General features: G+C 71.6%; 16 protein-coding genes and 1 riboswitch. Of the genes, 12 read left to right on the top strand and 4 right to left on the bottom strand.

From position 1 onward, the window contains the following. Nucleotides 1–55 precede the first annotated feature (55 nt). From ACFVUT_RS05255 to ACFVUT_RS05265, 3 genes are read left to right on the top strand one after another with little or no spacing between them, the layout of a single operon-like run. Nucleotides 56–895, top strand: coding sequence for an SDR family NAD(P)-dependent oxidoreductase (locus ACFVUT_RS05255; protein ID WP_389647436.1), 840 nt, complete (start codon nt 56–58; stop codon nt 893–895). Between the two features lie 42 nt (nt 896–937). Beyond that, nucleotides 938–3103 (top strand): peptidase C14, encoded by a 2166-nt coding sequence (locus ACFVUT_RS05260; RefSeq protein WP_389647439.1) that lies wholly within the window; start codon nt 938–940, stop codon nt 3101–3103. Continuing rightward, entirely contained in the window at nt 3100–4032 is a 933-nt protein-coding gene (locus ACFVUT_RS05265; protein WP_389647442.1) for a GNAT family N-acetyltransferase, read from the top strand. The genes ACFVUT_RS05260 and ACFVUT_RS05265 overlap by 4 nt, the downstream gene beginning before the upstream one ends. Nucleotides 4033–4051: 19 nt before the next feature. Here ACFVUT_RS05265 and ACFVUT_RS05270 read toward each other — a convergent pair whose 3' ends face one another. The 3 genes from ACFVUT_RS05270 to ACFVUT_RS05280 form a co-directional block, all read right to left on the bottom strand. Further along, on the bottom strand, nt 4052–4774 hold the full coding sequence (locus tag ACFVUT_RS05270) for a DUF5995 family protein (RefSeq protein ID WP_389647445.1): 723 nt from the start codon (nt 4772–4774) through the stop codon (nt 4052–4054). A 161-nt stretch (nt 4775–4935) separates the two neighbouring features. Continuing rightward, a complete protein-coding gene (locus ACFVUT_RS05275; protein WP_389647448.1) occupies nt 4936–6327 on the bottom strand; it encodes a uracil-xanthine permease family protein in 1392 nt (463 codons plus the stop codon). Nucleotides 6328–6638: 311 nt separating this feature from the next. Next, nucleotides 6639–7871: an MFS transporter gene (locus ACFVUT_RS05280; protein WP_389647450.1), complete on the bottom strand. Its 1233-nt coding sequence runs from the start codon at nt 7869–7871 to the stop codon at nt 6639–6641. Nucleotides 7872–8016: 145 nt separating this feature from the next. Here ACFVUT_RS05280 and ACFVUT_RS05285 point away from each other — a divergent pair, with 145 nt between their 5' ends. After that, nucleotides 8017–9207, top strand: coding sequence for an ROK family transcriptional regulator (locus ACFVUT_RS05285; RefSeq protein WP_389647452.1), 1191 nt, complete (start codon nt 8017–8019; stop codon nt 9205–9207). A 93-nt stretch (nt 9208–9300) separates the two neighbouring features. On the opposite strand, the gene ACFVUT_RS05290 is transcribed toward ACFVUT_RS05285, so the two are convergent. Beyond that, entirely contained in the window at nt 9301–9444 is a 144-nt protein-coding gene (locus ACFVUT_RS05290; protein WP_389670917.1) for a hypothetical protein, read from the bottom strand. Nucleotides 9445–9583: 139 nt separating this feature from the next. Continuing rightward, nucleotides 9584–9714, top strand: a riboswitch (FMN riboswitch). A gap of 155 nt (nt 9715–9869) precedes the next feature. On the opposite strand from ACFVUT_RS05290, the gene ribD reads away from it, so the two are divergent. The 8 genes from ribD (at nt 9870) to ACFVUT_RS05330 (ending at nt 15776) form a co-directional block, all read left to right on the top strand. Further along, entirely contained in the window at nt 9870–10970 is a 1101-nt protein-coding gene (gene ribD, locus ACFVUT_RS05295; RefSeq protein ID WP_389647457.1) for a bifunctional diaminohydroxyphosphoribosylaminopyrimidine deaminase/5-amino-6-(5-phosphoribosylamino)uracil reductase RibD, read from the top strand. After that, complete coding sequence (locus ACFVUT_RS05300) at nt 10971–11588, top strand: riboflavin synthase (protein WP_389647460.1); 618 nt, start codon at nt 10971–10973, stop codon at nt 11586–11588. It abuts the gene before it with no gap. Further along, a complete protein-coding gene (locus ACFVUT_RS05305; RefSeq protein WP_389647462.1) occupies nt 11585–12229 on the top strand; it encodes a nicotinamide riboside transporter PnuC in 645 nt (214 codons plus the stop codon). Before ACFVUT_RS05300 ends, ACFVUT_RS05305 begins: the two co-directional genes overlap by 4 nt. Continuing rightward, nucleotides 12226–13524: a bifunctional 3,4-dihydroxy-2-butanone-4-phosphate synthase/GTP cyclohydrolase II gene (locus tag ACFVUT_RS05310; protein WP_389647464.1), complete on the top strand. Its 1299-nt coding sequence runs from the start codon at nt 12226–12228 to the stop codon at nt 13522–13524. Before ACFVUT_RS05305 ends, ACFVUT_RS05310 begins: the two co-directional genes overlap by 4 nt. A 30-nt stretch (nt 13525–13554) precedes the next feature. Then, a complete protein-coding gene (gene ribH, locus ACFVUT_RS05315) occupies nt 13555–14067 on the top strand; it encodes a 6,7-dimethyl-8-ribityllumazine synthase (RefSeq protein ID WP_389647466.1) in 513 nt (170 codons plus the stop codon). Between the two features lie 8 nt (nt 14068–14075). After that, nucleotides 14076–14348: a phosphoribosyl-ATP diphosphatase gene (locus tag ACFVUT_RS05320; RefSeq protein ID WP_365236943.1), complete on the top strand. Its 273-nt coding sequence runs from the start codon at nt 14076–14078 to the stop codon at nt 14346–14348. Between the two features lie 80 nt (nt 14349–14428). Beyond that, nucleotides 14429–15277 (top strand): ATP phosphoribosyltransferase, encoded by an 849-nt coding sequence (hisG, locus tag ACFVUT_RS05325; protein ID WP_389647469.1) that lies wholly within the window; start codon nt 14429–14431, stop codon nt 15275–15277. Between the two features lie 34 nt (nt 15278–15311). Continuing rightward, nucleotides 15312–15776 carry a PH domain-containing protein gene (locus ACFVUT_RS05330; protein WP_389647472.1) on the top strand — a complete coding sequence of 155 codons (465 nt, stop codon included), beginning with the start codon at nt 15312–15314 and terminating at the stop codon, nt 15774–15776. Nucleotides 15777–15778 lie beyond the last annotated feature (2 nt).

Raw genomic sequence — 15778 nt, forward strand, 5'->3', positions numbered from 1 at the left:
CTTGCGCGGCGGCCCACCCTTCTTTCGTACGTCTCCGCCTGGAGGAACCCCCGCCATGACCGCAGCCGTCCCGCCCCGCTCCGCCGACCGCTTCGATCTGACCGGCCGCACCGCGATCGTGACGGGAGCCGCCCGGGGCCTCGGCCGGTCCTTCGCCGTCGCCCTCGCCGAGGCGGGCGCCGATCTGGTCCTCGTCGACCTGCCCGGGGCCGAGGGCATCGCCGAGACCGCGGCGGCCGTCGAGGCGCTCGGCCGGCGCGCCCGTGTCCACGGACAGGACCTCGCCGACATCGACGCGCTGCCCGGCTTCGTCGACGCCGTGCGCGCCGAGGCGGGACCGCTGCACATCCTGGTCAACAACGCGGGAACAGCGGCACTGGAACGCTTCAACGAGATCACCCCCGCGAGCTGGTCGCACATCATGCGGGTCAACGTCGACGCCGTCTTCTTCCTCAGCCAGCGCGTCGCCGAACACATGACGGCGGACTCCGTCGCCGGCCGGATCATCACCATCACGTCGAAGAACGCCCTGGTGGCGGAAGCGGGCCTGGCCCACTACAACGCCTCCAAGGCCGCCGCCCAGCTCCTCACCGAGACCCTGGCGGTGGAGCTCGCCCCGCACGGCATCACCGCCAACACGCTCGCCCCCGGCATGGTGGAGACCCCCATCGACGGCGAGTTCCCCTTCGACCGGGAGGGTTTCGAATCCGCGTACCGCGAGCGGATCCCGCTCGGCAGGTACGCACAGCCCGACGAGTGCGTGGGCGCGCTGCTGCTGCTCGCCTCGGACGCCGGGGCCTACCTCACCGGGGCACGCATCGTCGTCGACGGGGGCGTCCTCGCCGACCAGATGCCGCGCATGCGTTTCATGCCGCCGTACAGAAACACCCTCTGACTCCATCGAGCACGCATCGACACCGCGAGGAGCCCCTCCGCCATGTCCGTCAATGCACCGTCCTCCGCTTCGCCCTCCGCTTCCGCTTCGTCCCGTCGTAGCCTGCTGCGGGCTTCGGGGCTGGCCGGTCTGGTCGTGGCCGGTTCGGCCGTGGCCGCAGGCCCGGCGCAGGCCGCACCCTCGCACACCGGCGACGTGCTGCGGGTCGACACCGTCGCCGCCCTGCGCGCGCTGAACACCAATCCGTTCGACGACGGCACCCAGATCCTGATCGCCGGCTACCACACCCCCGGCGACGGCGGCGCGATGGCCGTGCGCTGGAACAAGAAGTCCGACGCCGCACACAACGGCGGCACCGTCATCGCCCCCACCGGCACGAGCACCGGACGCTGGCACCAGCTCCACACCGGCACCCTCGACTTCCGCACCTTCGGCCACTTCGACGCCGAGGAACCGGCCGACGCCGCCCTCGACGCGATGATCGCCGACCACAGCGTCCACCGCATCGAGGCCCACACCGACCTCCTCCTCACCAAGCGCCACCTCTGGAACCGCTCCGACATCGAACTCGACTTCGGCGGCCACCGCATGCTCACCGAAGGCATCGAGAAGAACACCCACGACAACCCCTTCGGCGCCGTCCTCTCCTTCCGCGGCACCGTCACCGACACCACCGTCACACACACGCTCTCCGGCAAGGTCATCGAACTCACCGACACCTTCCCGGTCCCCGACGCCAAGGCGTTCGACGTCGGCCAGTGGTGGGCCGTGCGGGTCGACCCGGTCGCGGGCGGCGGCGGTGACGAGCGCGAGTTGCAGAAACTGGTCGAGATCACCGAGATCATCGACCCGGAGCACATCCGGATCGGCTACCTCAACGGCTGGGAACTCGCCGAGGGCCGCACTCTCACCTGGACCCGCGTCGAACCCGTCCGCAACACCCACGTCCGCAACCTCGTCTTCGAGGGCGCGGGCCCCGACGAGTACACCGGCTCGCACCCCGTCAGCTTCGAGTACGCCGTCGGCTGCGACGTCACCGGCATCCACGCCACCGGCGCCTTCTGGCCGGTCATCATGCGCCGCTGGTGCACCCGGTTCCGCACCGAGGACTGCTCGTTGAAGAACCCGCCCACCGTCGAGTACGGCGGTGCGGGCTATCTCACCCAGCAGATCTACTGCCTGTACGGACGGGTCGCGGACTGCACCACCAGCAATGTCCGCCATCTCAACGACCTCACCGCCTCGGCGTACTGCACCGTCGTGAACTGCCACGGCGACGGAGACGACGCCGGCGGCAACCCCTTCACGACACACGGCCAGTACGAGCACGATCTGCTCTTCGACGGCAACTCCGGGCTGATGGACATAGCCAACTCCGGTGCGCAGTGGGGGATCTCCGCCAAGCGGATCACCGTACGCAGACACGTCTGCTCCTGGTTCACCGCCAACACGAAGATCACCGATCTGACCCTCGAAGACATCACGGTGATCGCGCGCCCCACCTTCGACCAGGCCGGCACACTCACCGTCAACGCCGACGGAGCCCAGGTGCGCGGCTGCACCGCCAAGACCTTCGCCGTCGCCCAGCGTTCCGCGCGCTCCACCCGGCCGACCACCATCAGCGACTGCTCCTTCGAGCCGCCGGCCGGCGCCGTCCTCGTCCAGACCCCGGTCACCGCGCCCGTCCACTTCGTACGCTGCACCTTCAAGGGCGTCGACGGCGCGATCCTGCGCGGCGCGGGGCCCGTCCACTTCACCGACTGCACCGTCACCGGCGCCGAGGACGCGGCCCCGCTCTCGGTCGGATCGGCGGATCTGCGGATCTACGGCGGCAGTTACGACAACACCGGCATCGAACTCAGCGCCGTGCGCGACCAGCGGATCACCGTCACCGGCGGCACCCGCCTCACCGGCGGCAACAAGGCCAAGGCGCTGCTCGGGCGAGCGGCCGGGCCCGGAGCGGTGACCTGGGACATCACCGCGCTGAGCAGCACCGCCTCGGGAGCGGACACCGCCCATGTGCGCATCGCCGACGGCACGAACCACTACGCGGCGACCGGCAGCCGCTTCACCGGCGGCACGCTCCACCTCGCCCCGGACGCCCTGGAGTCGGTCCTGCACACCGCGTGTGTGGAGGACGGGACGAAGCGCGGCGCGATGCCCGCGCAGAGCGAATCGGTCCGCACGGACGGGAACCTGATCCTGTGACCACCGTCCTCAGGACCGCGACGGCGGCGGACGATCCGGCCCTGGCCGCACTGTGGCGGCAGTGCTTCGACGCCCCGCACATCGCCCGGCTGCACGCGCTCGACCCGGACCGCCACCGCCACACGTTCGTCGCGCAGAACGATCCGGGGGACGGGATCGACGCCGTCGTCGTCTACGTGCCGAGGCTGATCCGCGACGCGCACGGCACCGCGCGGCGGGTCGGCGGCATCGGCAGCGTCGCCACCCGTCCCGAGGCCCGGGGGCAGGGACTGGTGCGGCGGCTGCTGGTGGAGGCGGAGCGCACCATGACGGCCGAACAGTGCGCCTGGTCACTGCTGTTCACCGGGACGCCCGGCGTCTACCGGAGTTCGGGATGGCAGGAATTCAGCAGTACGTACACCGAGGGGACGCTCGCGGCCGGCCCTGCCCCCGGGGAGTTCCCGGTCCGCCCGGCCACCGCCCAGGACGCCGCGGAGGTGGCCGCCCTGCACCACGCGTACAACGCGGACAGGCCGCTCAGCTCGTTGCGGGCCCCGGAGGACTGGACGGTGCGCGTTCCCGCCTGGTACGGGCCGCTCGACCGGTCGCTCGTGGCACAGGACCCCGGGTCGGGGGCGCTCGTCGGCTGGATCGTCGCCCAGTACGAGGGGGAGTGCGTGGAGGTACGCGAATACGCGGGCGCGCCCGGCGGACTGGGCGAGCTGTTCGCCGCCGTCGCCGAACGGGGCCGGGCCGCGGGGCTGAGCCGGGCCCGGGTCCGGATTCCCGACGGCCCCGAGGTCCGGGCGGCCCTTCCGGCCCTGCTGGCCGACCACCGGACGGTGCGGGAGCAGGTGGGCATGGCGCGTCCGCTGCACGCCGCCGCGGACGCGGTCCGTGCCGCGGTCACGGCGCCCGGCGCCGTCCACTGGTACGGCGACTGCTTCTGACGGGCGGATCGGGGCGGCGTCAGCGACAGGGAGTGAGCAGACAGCGCCCCACCAGCCCCGCTCCCGAGTCCATCCGCTTTCTGAACTCCTCGGCGAGCAGCGGCACGTCACGCAACCGCCACAGCACCAGGGACGCGGACCAGGCCGCCTCGCGGGCCCGTTCCAGACTCCACGAGCCGAGCAGATGCGTGAGCGGGTCCGCGAGTTCCAGCAGATCGGGGCCCGGCATCAGATCTTCGCGGATCTGTTCCTCCAGGGCCACGAGGAGGTCGCCCACCCGGTCGAAATCCTCTTCGAGGTCGGGTGGGGCGCAGCCGAGCGTGTGGCAGGTGTCCACGACGGCGAGGGCGAGATCGTGGCCGATGTGCGCGTTGATGCCGGCCAGCGCGAACTGCAGCGGCCGTACGCCGGGATGGCGCCGGTACTGGAACAGCGGACGCCAGCAGTCGGGCGTCCGGTGCCCCGCCGTGGCGGCGTCGACAGCGAAGAGGTAGCGCTCGGCGAACCGCACGTCCAGCGTGGCCGTGGCCCGCCGGTCGCGGAACGCACCGTCGTCGATCCGCCCGCCGATGGTCTCGGTGACCGCCAGATAGACCCGGTTGAAGACCTCCACCCCGTCCTCCCGCGGCCAGGCGGAGCCCAGCGCGCGCATCCGCTCGATCACGGAGGTGAGGTCGGGGGCCGCGCGGGAAGTCTCCTCGGTGTCCGCCGCGGACTTCTGCACCTGTTCGGACTGCGCCATGGGGGCAGCGTCCCAGCCGGGGGCGCTCGACGGCGCCGACCGGCCGGGGGTTCATCGGAATGGGCGAACGTCCGCGACGCGCCGAGGCCGGGTGTGCGGGCGAACGTCCGCGACGCGCACCGGGCCGGGTGTGCCGGCGGCCGGTGGCGCCCGCCGCTCGGCTACGGCTTGTCCGTCGGTCCCGGTGCGTCGTATGCCGATGTCCCCGAGTCCAGCAGGGGCTCCTGGGTCTTGAGATGCGCCGGAGCGAAGGCCCGCAGGACGTGATAGCCGGTGATCACCACGATCGTGCCCAGCGCGATGCCGCTCAGCTCGAAGTTGTCGCTGATCTTCAGGCTGACCCCGCCGACGCCGATGATGATGCCCGCCGCGGCCGGGACCAGGTTCAGCGGGTTGCGCAGGTCGACGTTGCCGTGCAGCCAGATCTGGGCGCCGAGCAGGCCGATCATGCCGTACAGGATGACGGTGATGCCGCCGAGCACACCGCCGGGAATGGCGGCCACGACCGCACCGAACTTGGGGCAGAGGCCGAAGAGCAGGGCGAAGCACGCTGCGGCCCAGTACGCGGCGGTGGAGTAGACGCGGGTCGCGGCCATGACGCCGATGTTCTCCGAGTAGGTGGTGTTCGGCGGGCCGCCCACCGCGGTCGACAGCATCGACGCGGCACCGTCGGCGGCGATCGCGGTGCCCAGCTTGTCGTCCAGCGAGGCGCCGGTCATCTCGCCGACGGCCTTCACGTGTCCGGCGTTCTCGGCGATGAGCGCGATGACCACCGGCAGGGCGACCAGGATCGCCGACCACTCGAAGCTCGGCGCGTGGAAGGACGGGAGACCGATCCAGTCGGCCTTGCCGACGCCCGACAGGTCGAGCCGCCAGTGGTCGACGGCCTCGGCGCCGCCGGCCGGGGAGTGGATCTTGCCGAAGACCCGGTCGAGGACCCAGGACAGCACGTAGCCGAACACGAGGCCGAGGAAGATCGCGATACGTGAGAAGAATCCGCGCAGGCACACGACGGCCAGTCCGGTGAACAGCATCACCAGCAGGGCCGTCCACTGGTCCTGCGGCCAGTACGTCGACGCGGTCACCGGGGCCAGGTTGAAACCGATCAGCATGACGACGGCGCCGGTGACCACCGGCGGCATCGCCGCATGGATGATCCGCGCGCCGAACCGCTGCACCGCGAGACCGACGAGGAAGAGCGCCACCCCGACGACGAAGACCGCCCCGGTCACCACGGCACTGCTGCCGCCGCTCGCCCGGATCGTCGCGGCCACCCCGACGAAGGAGAGCGAACAGCCCAGGTAGCTGGGCACCCGGCCGCGCGTGGCCAGCAGGAAGATGGCCGTCGCGACACCCGACATCATGATCGCCAGGTTCGGGTCCAGGCCCATGAGCACCGGGGCGACGAACGAGGCGCCGAACATCGCGACCACATGCTGGGCGCCGAGTCCGAACGTGCGGGGCCAGGAGAGCCGTTCGTCCGGCCGGACCACGGCCCCCGGTGCGGGGGTCTTCCCGTCGCCGTGCAAGGTCCAGCGCACGCCGAGGCCCATGGTCGCTCCCTGTGTGTCGGTGCGGAGTCCAGTGCCTCGCCCGGCCCGGCGCATGCCGCAGAAATGATCAGCGCCATCGTAATGCCGCAGCGTGGTGCGCCGATGGCCGGGTGGCGGGCCGTGGGCGCACCACCCGGAATCCCCTGCGTGAATCAGGTGTGAGGCGTCATCACCCCGAACAGGTACGACCGCGCCGGTGCGGTCGTACCTGTGAACTGTGTTCAGCTGTATGGCCAACGCGTGGCCGGCTCCGGCGGTCGAACCGTCCGCCGTGCCCCACCGTGCCCTGCCCTGCCGTGCCGTCCGTCGGCTCAGGGGCGCGGCTCGGCCGCTGCCTTGCTCGGAGCGACGGCCTCCGAGGGCGACGCGGCCTTGCGGTCGCCCGCCCGCAGCACCCCGGCCCCCAGCACCAGGCCGAACGCCAGCACCGTCACCAGGCCGAACGAGAAGACCAGCGAGGTCGCCTCGGCCAGCGAGCCGATCGCGGACGGGGCGATGAGCCCGGAGGTGTACGTGATGGTCGCGACGCCCGCGATCGCCTGGCTCGGGTTCGGGCCGCTGCGTCCGGCCGCCGCGAAGGCGAGCGGGACGACCACGGCGATACCGAGGCCGAGGAATCCGAAGCCGCACATCGCCAGGACCGCGTTCGGTGACGCGACCACGAGCAGTCCGCCGACCGTGGCGAGGACGCCGCCGGTCCGTACGGTCCTGACCGCCCCGAAGCGGTCGACGACCTTGTCGCCGGCGATCCGGGCCACCGCCATCATGAGCGTGAACGCCGTCGTGGACGCCGCGGCGAGCCCGGCGGAGGAGTCCATGATGTCCCGGAGGTAGACGGCCGACCAGTCCAGGCTGGCGCCCTCCGCGAACACGGCGCAGAAGCCGACCGCGCCGATGATGAGCGCCGACTTCGGCGGCAGCGCGAAGCGCGGCGGCGGCTCCTCGTCCGGCTCGCTGCGCAGATCCAGTACGCCGTGGCAGGCGATCAGGCCGAGCACGGTGAGGGTGAGGGCGGCGATCAGGTGGTGCAGCCGGGCGTCGGAGCCCAGGTGCGCGGCCACCGTGCCCGCCGCCGAACCGATCAGGGCGCCCACGCTCCACATGCCGTGCAGCCCGGACATGATGGATTTGTCCAGGCGGTTCTCGACCTCGACGCCTAGGGCGTTCATCGCCACGTCCGACATGCCGGCCGACGCCCCGTACACGAAGAGCGCGGCGCACAGCGTCAGCAGGTTGGGCGCCAGTGACGGCAGGAGCAGTGCCAGGGTCCACAGGGCGAGCAGTGCGCGCAGGGCGGTCTTGGAGCCGAAGCGGTGGCTGACCGCGCCGGCCAGCGGCATCGCGAGCGAGGCGCCGATCGCCGGGAAGGCCAGGGCGAGGCCGAGCTGTCCCGCGCTGACCCCGGCGTGGTCCTGGATCCAGGGCACGCGGGTGGCGAAACTGCCGGTCACCGCGCCGTGCACGGTGAAGACCGTGGCGACGGCGATCCGGGCCCGCCTCACCTGCTCCATGCCGAAGACCGTCTCCGTGGAATTCGTTGTCATACCGCCGTGCCCTCCCCTGGGAATCCTCCGGCACCGGCGGGTCCGGTGCCCGTCCTCACGGTGCGGCCGTAAACTATCAGGAACCCTGCCTGATAAATAGTCCACCCGTTCATCCCGTGCGGCAGTGATCTGGAAGGATCCCGGCATGCCCGCATCACCGAGCACCGCTCGGGCCATCAACGACCGGCTCGCCCTGCGACTGCTCCAGCAGGACGGCCCACTGACGGCCACACAGCTGAAGACCCTGACCGGCCTCTCCCGGCCCACCGTCGCCGACCTCGTCGAACGACTGCAGGGCGCCGGGCTGATCCGGGTGGTCGGTGAGGCCGGCGCCCGGCGCCGCGGCCCCAACGCCCGGCTGTACGGGATCGCCGCCGACCGCGCCCACCTCGCCGCGCTCGACGTACGCACCGGCAGTGTCGCCGTGGTCGTCGCCGATCTCCTCGGCGCCACGCTCGCCGAGGCCACCCTGCCCATCGCCGGCGACACCGGCACCGAGGCCGCCGCCGAACAGGCCGCCGCCCTGCTGGAACGCACCGCGCGCGAGGCGGGCGCCGCCGCGCTGCACAGCGTCGGCATCGGCGCGCCCGGTCTGATCGACCCGATCACCGGCGAACTGCGCGACACCAGCGGCCTGCCCGCCTGGCACCGGAGACTGGTGCGCGTGCTCCAGCAGCGACTGCCCGCGACGGTGCTGGTCGAGAACGAGACCAATCTCGCCGCCGTCGCCGAGCACCGCAGCGGCGCGGCCCGCGACCACGACACCTTCGTGCTCTTCTGGCTCGGCCACGGCGTCGGCGCCGCCGTCATGCTGGACGGGAAGCTCCGCCGCGGAGCCTCGGGCGGTGCGGGCGAGGTCGGTTTCCTGCCGGTGCCCGGCACGGCCGGGATCCCGTCGGCCGTCAACTGCGACGGCGGGTTCCACTCGCTGGTGGGCTCCGCCCCGGTCTGTGAACTCGCCGCAGGCCACGGCATCGCCGTGCCCCCGGGGTCGGCCGAGGGGGACAAGGAGCCGGGAGCCGCGTTCGCCGTCCGGGCCGCGCTGGCGGGAGAGGGGGAGAGTGAGGCGTTCCTGGACGCCCTGGCCGAACGGCTCGCCCTCGGCGCCGCCGCCGTCGCAGCGGTCCTCGACCCCGGCTGTGTGCTGCTCGCCGGCGAGGTGGGCCACGCGGGCGGTGACGCGCTCGCGGCACGCGTGGAGGAGCGACTGACCGGGATGTCCCCGCTGCGCACCGAGGTCCGGGCCGGGCTGCTGGGCGGCACCGCGGTGCTCCGCGGCGCGCTGCTGGCCGCCCGGGACGCGGCCCAGGACGATCTGTTCGCTCCGGCCGGCTGAGTCGCACGGCGAGAAGATCCTCGATGGCCGCCTTCCCCACGGGGCGAAGGCGGTCAGCCGGCGCGAACGGCGGTCCATGAGGTGAGGGAGGCGTCAGCCCTGGCGGCCGGGGAGCAGGGCCGGGGCCGGGGAGCGCGGCGCGACGAGGCCGTCATGGGTGCCGTCGCGCTCGGCCCAGCGGTGCGTGAGAACCCGCTCGACCAGGATCTCGTCAGGGGTGGGGTTCCGTGCGAGCAACGGCACGACTCGGCGGCGAAGTCGTCGAGCGGCAGTGCGTGCGGGTTCCGCAACGGTCCGGCTCTCCTGTGAGCCACCCCACAGGCGCTCACCCGCATGGCCCATGAGCGGGCGTGGCAGACTGATCCTGTACCAGCAGCAGCGCACTCCGGGGTCGGTGCAATTCCGAACCGGCGGTTATAGTCCGCGACCCGTCCGCATCCAGCGGCCGGTTGACCAGGTGAGATTCCTGGACCGACGGTTAAAGTCCGGATGGGAGGCAGTGCGCGGCGGGCCGTTTCGCGGGTACGCCGCCGTCGGCGGATGGTCATCGGGCAACCGATCCGTCCGTATGTCCGACATTCGGCGTCCCCCCGTTGCGTTCCGCTTCATCTGTCGTCATCGACAGGCCCCGGAGTCCGTGCCCGAAGAGGCAGGAGGACCCGGTGGACACCGCAGCCGACACGACCGCCATGCGCCGAGCGATCACCCTCGCAGCGCGCGGTCTCGGCTCCACCAGCCCCAACCCGGTCGTCGGCTGCGTCATCCTCGACGCCGCGGGCCGGCCGGCCGGCGAAGGATTCCACCAGCGTGCCGGTGGGCCCCACGCCGAGATCCACGCCCTGCGTGCCGCGGGCGACAGGGCCCGGGGCGGCACCGCCTACGTCACCCTCGAACCCTGTAATCACACCGGCCGCACCGGCCCCTGCGCACAGGCGCTCGTCGCGGCCGGCGTCACCCGCGTCGTCTACGCGGTCGGCGACCCGAACCCGCAGGCCACAGGCGGTGCGGACACCCTGCGTGCGGCCGGGGTCGAGGTCCGCCAGGGGCTCCTCGCGGACGAGGCCGAGGCGGGCAACGCACCCTGGCTGACCGCGGTGCGCCTCGGCCGCCCGTACGTCCTGTGGAAGTACGCGGCGACCCTCGACGGCCGGATCGCCGCCGCCGACGCCACCAGCCGCTGGATCACCTCTCCCGAGTCCCGCGCCGACGTCCACCGGCTGCGCGCCGAGGCCGACGCCGTCGTGGTCGGCTCCGGCACCGCCCGTACCGACGATCCGCAGCTCGGCGTCCGCGGCGTCGAAGGCGCCGTCCAGCCCCTGCGGGTGGTCGTCGACACCGGCGCCACCGCTGTGCGCCCCGGCGCCCGGGTCCTCGACGGCACCGCGCCCACCCTGGTCGCCGTCGCCGACGACGCGGACACCCGCCATCTCCCCGAAGAGGCCGTCCTGCGGCTGCCCCGCGCAGGCACCGGCCCCGGCCTGGACATCCCCGCCCTGCTCACCGCCCTGTACGCGCGGGGCATCCGCTCCGTACTCCTCGAAGGCGGCCCGACCCTGGCCGCTGCCTTCGTCGCGGCGGGACAGGTCGACAAGGTCGTCGGCTATCTCGCCCCCGTGCTCCTCGGCGCGGGCCCCGCCGCCCTTGCCGACGCCGGAATCTCCACCCTCGCCGAAGCGTTGCGCCTCGATGTCACCGAGACCGTCCGCATCGGCCCCGATCTGCGTATCACCGCCGTCCCCGGCCCTGCCCGGAAGGGAATCTGAGTGTTCACCGGAATTGTCGAAGAACTGGGCGAAGTCACCGCTGTCGAGCAGCTCGGCGACGCCTCCCGCTTCCGCCTGCGCGGTCCCGTCGTCACCGAAGGCGCCAAGCACGGCGACTCCATCGCCGTCAACGGCGTCTGCCTCACCGTCGTCGACCTCGGCGAGCACGAGTTCACCGCCGATGTGATGGCCGAGACCCTGAACCGGTCCAGCCTCGGCGCCCTGGAGACCGGCTCCCGGGTCAACCTGGAGCGCCCCATGGCGGTCGGCGGCAGGCTCGGCGGCCACATCGTCCAGGGCCATGTCGACGGCACCGGCCGCGTCGTCGAGCGCACGGTCTCCGAGAACTGGGAGATCGTGAAGATCTCCCTTCCCGCGGAACTGACCCGCTACGTGGTGGAGAAGGGCTCGATCACCGTCGACGGCGTCAGCCTGACCGTCGTGGACGCCGGACCCGACTACTTCACCATCAGCCTCATCCCCACCACCCTCGCCCTGACCACGCTCGGCATCAAGAAGCCCGGCGACCTGGTCAACCTGGAGGTGGACGTCATCGCGAAGTATGTCGAGCGGCTGCTCGGCGACACCGCGCAGAAGCCCGAGGAGCCCGCGAAGTGAGCGCGCTGAACTGGCTGAACTCGGAGGCGTTCACCGTCCTCGGGCAGCACATCATCTGGTCCGACATGATCGGCAACACGGTCGGCCTGATCGCGTTGACCCTGGGATGGCTCCGCTCGGTCTGGACCTGGCCCGCCCAACTCCTCTCCGGCGTCGTCCTGGTCGCCGCCAACGTCTCCGTCCACCAGGCGGGCAGCGTCGGCAAGCAGCTCGTGGTCATCGCCGTGGCCGTCTGGGGCTGGCAGCAGTGGACCCGGGGCAGGCAGCAGGCCCAGGACGGCTCCATCGCCGTGCGCTTCGCCACCTGGCGCGAGCGCGGGTTCCTGCTGGGCGGCGCCGCGCTCGGCACCCTCGCGGTCGGCTGCCTGTTCACCGTGTTCCCGTCACTGTCCTGGAGCCCGTGGGCGGACGCGTACATATTCGCCGGAACGCTCGTCGCGATGCTCGCGCAGGCCCGCGGCATGGTCGAGTTCTGGTTCGCCTGGCTGCTCGTCGACCTGGTCGGCGTACCGCTGAACTTCCACAGCGGTCTCGCCTTCTCCGGTCTCATCTACGTCGTGTACGGCGCCCTCGTCCTGTGGGGCATGCGCGACTGGTGGCTGCGTTCGCGGACACCCGCTCTGGAAGGAGCCACGGCATGACTGCCCAGCCCACCTGGCTGCACCCGGAACACGAGGACGCCGTCGAGGACCTGAGACTCGACCCCGTCGAGCAGGCGATCCGCGACATCGCCGCCGGACGGCCCGTGGTGGTCGTCGACGACGAGGACCGGGAGAACGAGGGCGACCTCGTCCTCGCGGCCGAGAAGGCCACCCCCGAGATCGTCGCCTTCATGATGAGCGAGTGCCGCGGGCTGATCTGCGCGCCCATGGACAACGACGAGCTGGAACGGCTCGAACTGCCGCAGATGGTCGAGCACAACACGGAGTCGATGCGCACGGCGTTCACCGTCTCCGTCGACGCGTCGGCGGAGCACGGCGTGACCACCGGCATCTCCGCCGCGGACCGGGCCACCACGCTCCGGCTGCTGGCGGGCGGCGAGGCCGGTCCCGGCGACTTCGTACGGCCCGGTCACATCTTCCCGCTCCGCGCCCGCACCGGCGGTGTGCTCGTCCGCAACGGCCACACCGAGGCCGCCGTCGACCTCGCCCGGCTCGCCGGACTGCGCCCCGCCGGAGCGATCGTCGAGATCGCCGGCGAGGACGGGGTGATGCTCCGGCTGCCCCAACTGGTCCCGTTCGCCCGCAAGCACGGCCTCACGATCATCTCCATCGAGGACCTGATCGCCTACCGCCGCACCTCGGAGCCGACCGTCCGCCGCGAGGCCGAGGTGCGGCTGCCGACGAGCTTCGGCCCGTTCACCGCCTACGGCTACCGCTCCACGACCGACGGCGTCGAGCATGTCGCGCTCGTCCACGGCGACATCGGGACGGGCGACGACGTCCTGGTCCGGGTCCACTCCGAGTGCCTGACCGGCGACATCTTCCAGTCGCAGCGCTGCGACTGCGGGCCCCAGCTGCAGGCCTCCATGCACCGGATCACCGAGGAGGGCCGCGGAGTCGTCGTCTACCTGCGGGGCCACGAGGGCCGGGGCATCGGCCTGCTGTCGAAGCTGCGCGCCTACGAGCTCCAGGAGCGCGGCGTCGACACGCTGGACGCCAACCTGGAACTCGGCCTGCCCGCCGACGCCCGGGACTACGCGGCCGGCGCCCAGATCCTCAAGGACCTCGGCGTCCACAGCCTCCGGCTGATGACCAACAACCCCGACAAGACGGCCGCGGTCCTGCGGCACGGTCTGGCCGTCACCGGCCGCGAGCCCATGCCCGTCCAGGCCGGCGAACACAATCTGCGCTACCTGCGCACCAAGCGCGACCGCATGGGGCACGACCTGCCCTGGCTCGACGCCGCCACGGCGTCGACCTGCGGCAACCAGTGAACGATCACGGAAACGAGCGGTAGGAGAACCATGAGCGGCAAAGGCGCACCCGAACTGTCCGTACGCAACTGCGGTGATCTGCGCGTCGCGGTCGTCGCCGCCCAGTGGCACGACAAGGTCATGAACGGACTCGTCGACGGCGCGCTGCGCGCCCTGCACGAGCTGGGCATCGACGAGCCGACCCTGCTCCGGGTGCCCGGCAGCTTCGAGCTCCCCGTGGTCGCCAAGGTGCTCGCCGGACGCGGCTACGACGCGATCGTCGCCCTCGGCGTGATCATCCGCGGCGGCACGCCGCACTTCGAGTACGTCTCGCACGGCGTCACCAACGGCCTGACCCAGGTCGCCGTCGACACCGGCGTCCCGGTCGGCTTCGGCGTTCTCACCTGCGACACCGAGGAGCAGGCGCTCGACCGGGCCGGACTGGAAGGGTCCAACGAGGACAAGGGGCACGAAGCGGTCACCGCGGCCGTCGCCACCGCCGCCACGCTGCGTACGGTCAGCGAGCCCTGGCGCCGAGCGGGGGGCTCGGACCCCGTACGCTAAGGACCATCATGGCGAACAAAACCTTCGAAGAGCTCTTCGCCGAGCTGCAGCTCAAGGCCGCCAACGGCGACCCCTCCACCTCCCGCACCGCCGAGCTGGTGGACAAAGGGGTCCATGCCATCGGCAAGAAGGTCGTCGAGGAGGCCGCCGAAGTCTGGATGGCCGCCGAGCACGAGAGCAAGGACGCCGCCGCCGAGGAGATCTCCCAGCTGCTGTACCACGTCCAGGTGATGATGGTCGCCCGCGGGATCTCCCTGGAGGACGTCTACGCCCACCTCTGAGCACGACCCGAGCACCACGCCGTACGCCCCCGTCCGCACACCCGCACAAGACTCCCTCCTCGCAAAGGAAACCTGACCTCATGCTGCGCATCGCCGTCCCCAACAAGGGTTCACTCTCCGGGCCTGCGATGGCGATGCTCCATGAGGCCGGCTACCAGCAGCGCAAGGAGTCCAAGGAACTCGTCCTCGTCGACCCCGAGAACGAGGTCGAGTTCTTCTACCTGCGGCCGCGCGACATCGCGATCTACGTCAGCTCCGGCCGTCTCGACATCGGCATCACCGGCCGTGACCTGCTGCTGGACTCCGGGGCCGACGCCGAGGAGATCCTCCAGCTCGGCTTCGCCCGCTCCACCTTCCGCTACGCCACCAAGCCCGGCACGGCCCAGGGCCCGCAGGACTTCGACGGCAAGACGATCGCGACCTCCTACGAGGGCATCGTCGCCAAGCACCTCGCCGACGTCGGCGTCAACGCCTCCGTCGTCCACCTCGACGGCGCGGTCGAGACCGCCATCGAGCTCGGTGTCGCCCAGATCATCGCCGACGTCGTGGAGACCGGCACCAGCCTGCGCAACGCCGGACTCGAAGTCATCGGCGAGCCGATCATGAAGTCCGAGGCCGTGGTCATCCGCCGCACCGGCGCATCGGCCGACGACCCCAAGGTGCAGCAGTTCCTCCGCCGCCTCCAGGGCGTCCTGGTCGCCCGCAGCTACGTGATGATGGACTACGACTGCCGCGTCGAGCACGTGGAGCGCGCGGTCGCCCTCACCCCGGGCCTGGAGTCGCCGACCATCTCTCCGCTGCACCACGAGGGCTGGGTCGCCGTCCGTTCCATGGTCGCCGCCCGGGAGGCCCAGCGGATCATGGACGATCTGTACGATCTCGGCGCCCGCGCCATCCTCACCACCGCCATCCACGCCTGCCGCCTCTGACGGCCGGGCGACCACCAAAAGACAGAAGAACACCATGTCCGCCCCCGCCCCCCGGTCCGAACTCCCCGCACTTCCGGTCACGTTCCGGCCGACCCGTACCCGGGTGGTTCTGCTGACCGTGGGGGCGGTGATGTTCGTCGTCATCACCGTCATCGCGCTGACCCTGGAGCAGCTGAGCGCGGGGGAGCGGTCCAGCTTCGTCTTCACCGCGCTGCTGTTCTTCGGCGTGCTCGCGCTGCTCAGCCGCCCCAAGGTCGTGGCGACCGAGGACGGGGTGACGGTGGTGAATCTCACTCGGACGCGTCGGTTGTCGTGGGCGGAGATCCTCCGGGTCAACCTGCGCGTCGGCGACCCCTGGGTGTTTCTCGACCTGAGCGACGGAACCAGCATGCCCGCCCTCGGTATCCAGCCGGGAATCGCCAAGCAGCAGGCCATCCGCGACGCCCATGTGCTCCGCGCCCTCGCCGAGAACCACGGCACCGGCAGAGACAATGGCTGAGC

It is taken from the genome of Streptomyces sp. NPDC058051 (assembly GCF_042885475.1).
In the GTDB taxonomy this organism is placed as follows: Bacteria; Actinomycetota; Actinomycetes; order Streptomycetales; family Streptomycetaceae; genus Streptomyces.

What these genes read in the sequence shown, in the direction of transcription:
- ACFVUT_RS05280 (WP_389647450.1), bottom strand. Translation starts at nt 7,871, where the DNA reads ATGACAACGAATTCCACGGAGACGGTCTTCGGCATGGAGCAGGTGAGG.
- hisG (WP_389647469.1), top strand. Translation starts at nt 14,429, where the DNA reads ATGCTGCGCATCGCCGTCCCCAACAAGGGTTCACTCTCCGGGCCTGCG.
- ACFVUT_RS05320 (WP_365236943.1), top strand. Translation starts at nt 14,076, where the DNA reads ATGGCGAACAAAACCTTCGAAGAGCTCTTCGCCGAGCTGCAGCTCAAG.
- ACFVUT_RS05270 (WP_389647445.1), bottom strand. Translation starts at nt 4,774, where the DNA reads ATGGCGCAGTCCGAACAGGTGCAGAAGTCCGCGGCGGACACCGAGGAG.
- ACFVUT_RS05310 (WP_389647464.1), top strand. Translation starts at nt 12,226, where the DNA reads ATGACTGCCCAGCCCACCTGGCTGCACCCGGAACACGAGGACGCCGTC.
- ACFVUT_RS05285 (WP_389647452.1), top strand. Translation starts at nt 8,017, where the DNA reads ATGCCCGCATCACCGAGCACCGCTCGGGCCATCAACGACCGGCTCGCC.
- ribH (WP_389647466.1), top strand. Translation starts at nt 13,555, where the DNA reads ATGAGCGGCAAAGGCGCACCCGAACTGTCCGTACGCAACTGCGGTGAT.
- ACFVUT_RS05255 (WP_389647436.1), top strand. Translation starts at nt 56, where the DNA reads ATGACCGCAGCCGTCCCGCCCCGCTCCGCCGACCGCTTCGATCTGACC.
- ACFVUT_RS05330 (WP_389647472.1), top strand. Translation starts at nt 15,312, where the DNA reads ATGTCCGCCCCCGCCCCCCGGTCCGAACTCCCCGCACTTCCGGTCACG.
- ACFVUT_RS05275 (WP_389647448.1), bottom strand. Translation starts at nt 6,327, where the DNA reads ATGGGCCTCGGCGTGCGCTGGACCTTGCACGGCGACGGGAAGACCCCC.
- ACFVUT_RS05260 (WP_389647439.1), top strand. Translation starts at nt 938, where the DNA reads ATGTCCGTCAATGCACCGTCCTCCGCTTCGCCCTCCGCTTCCGCTTCG.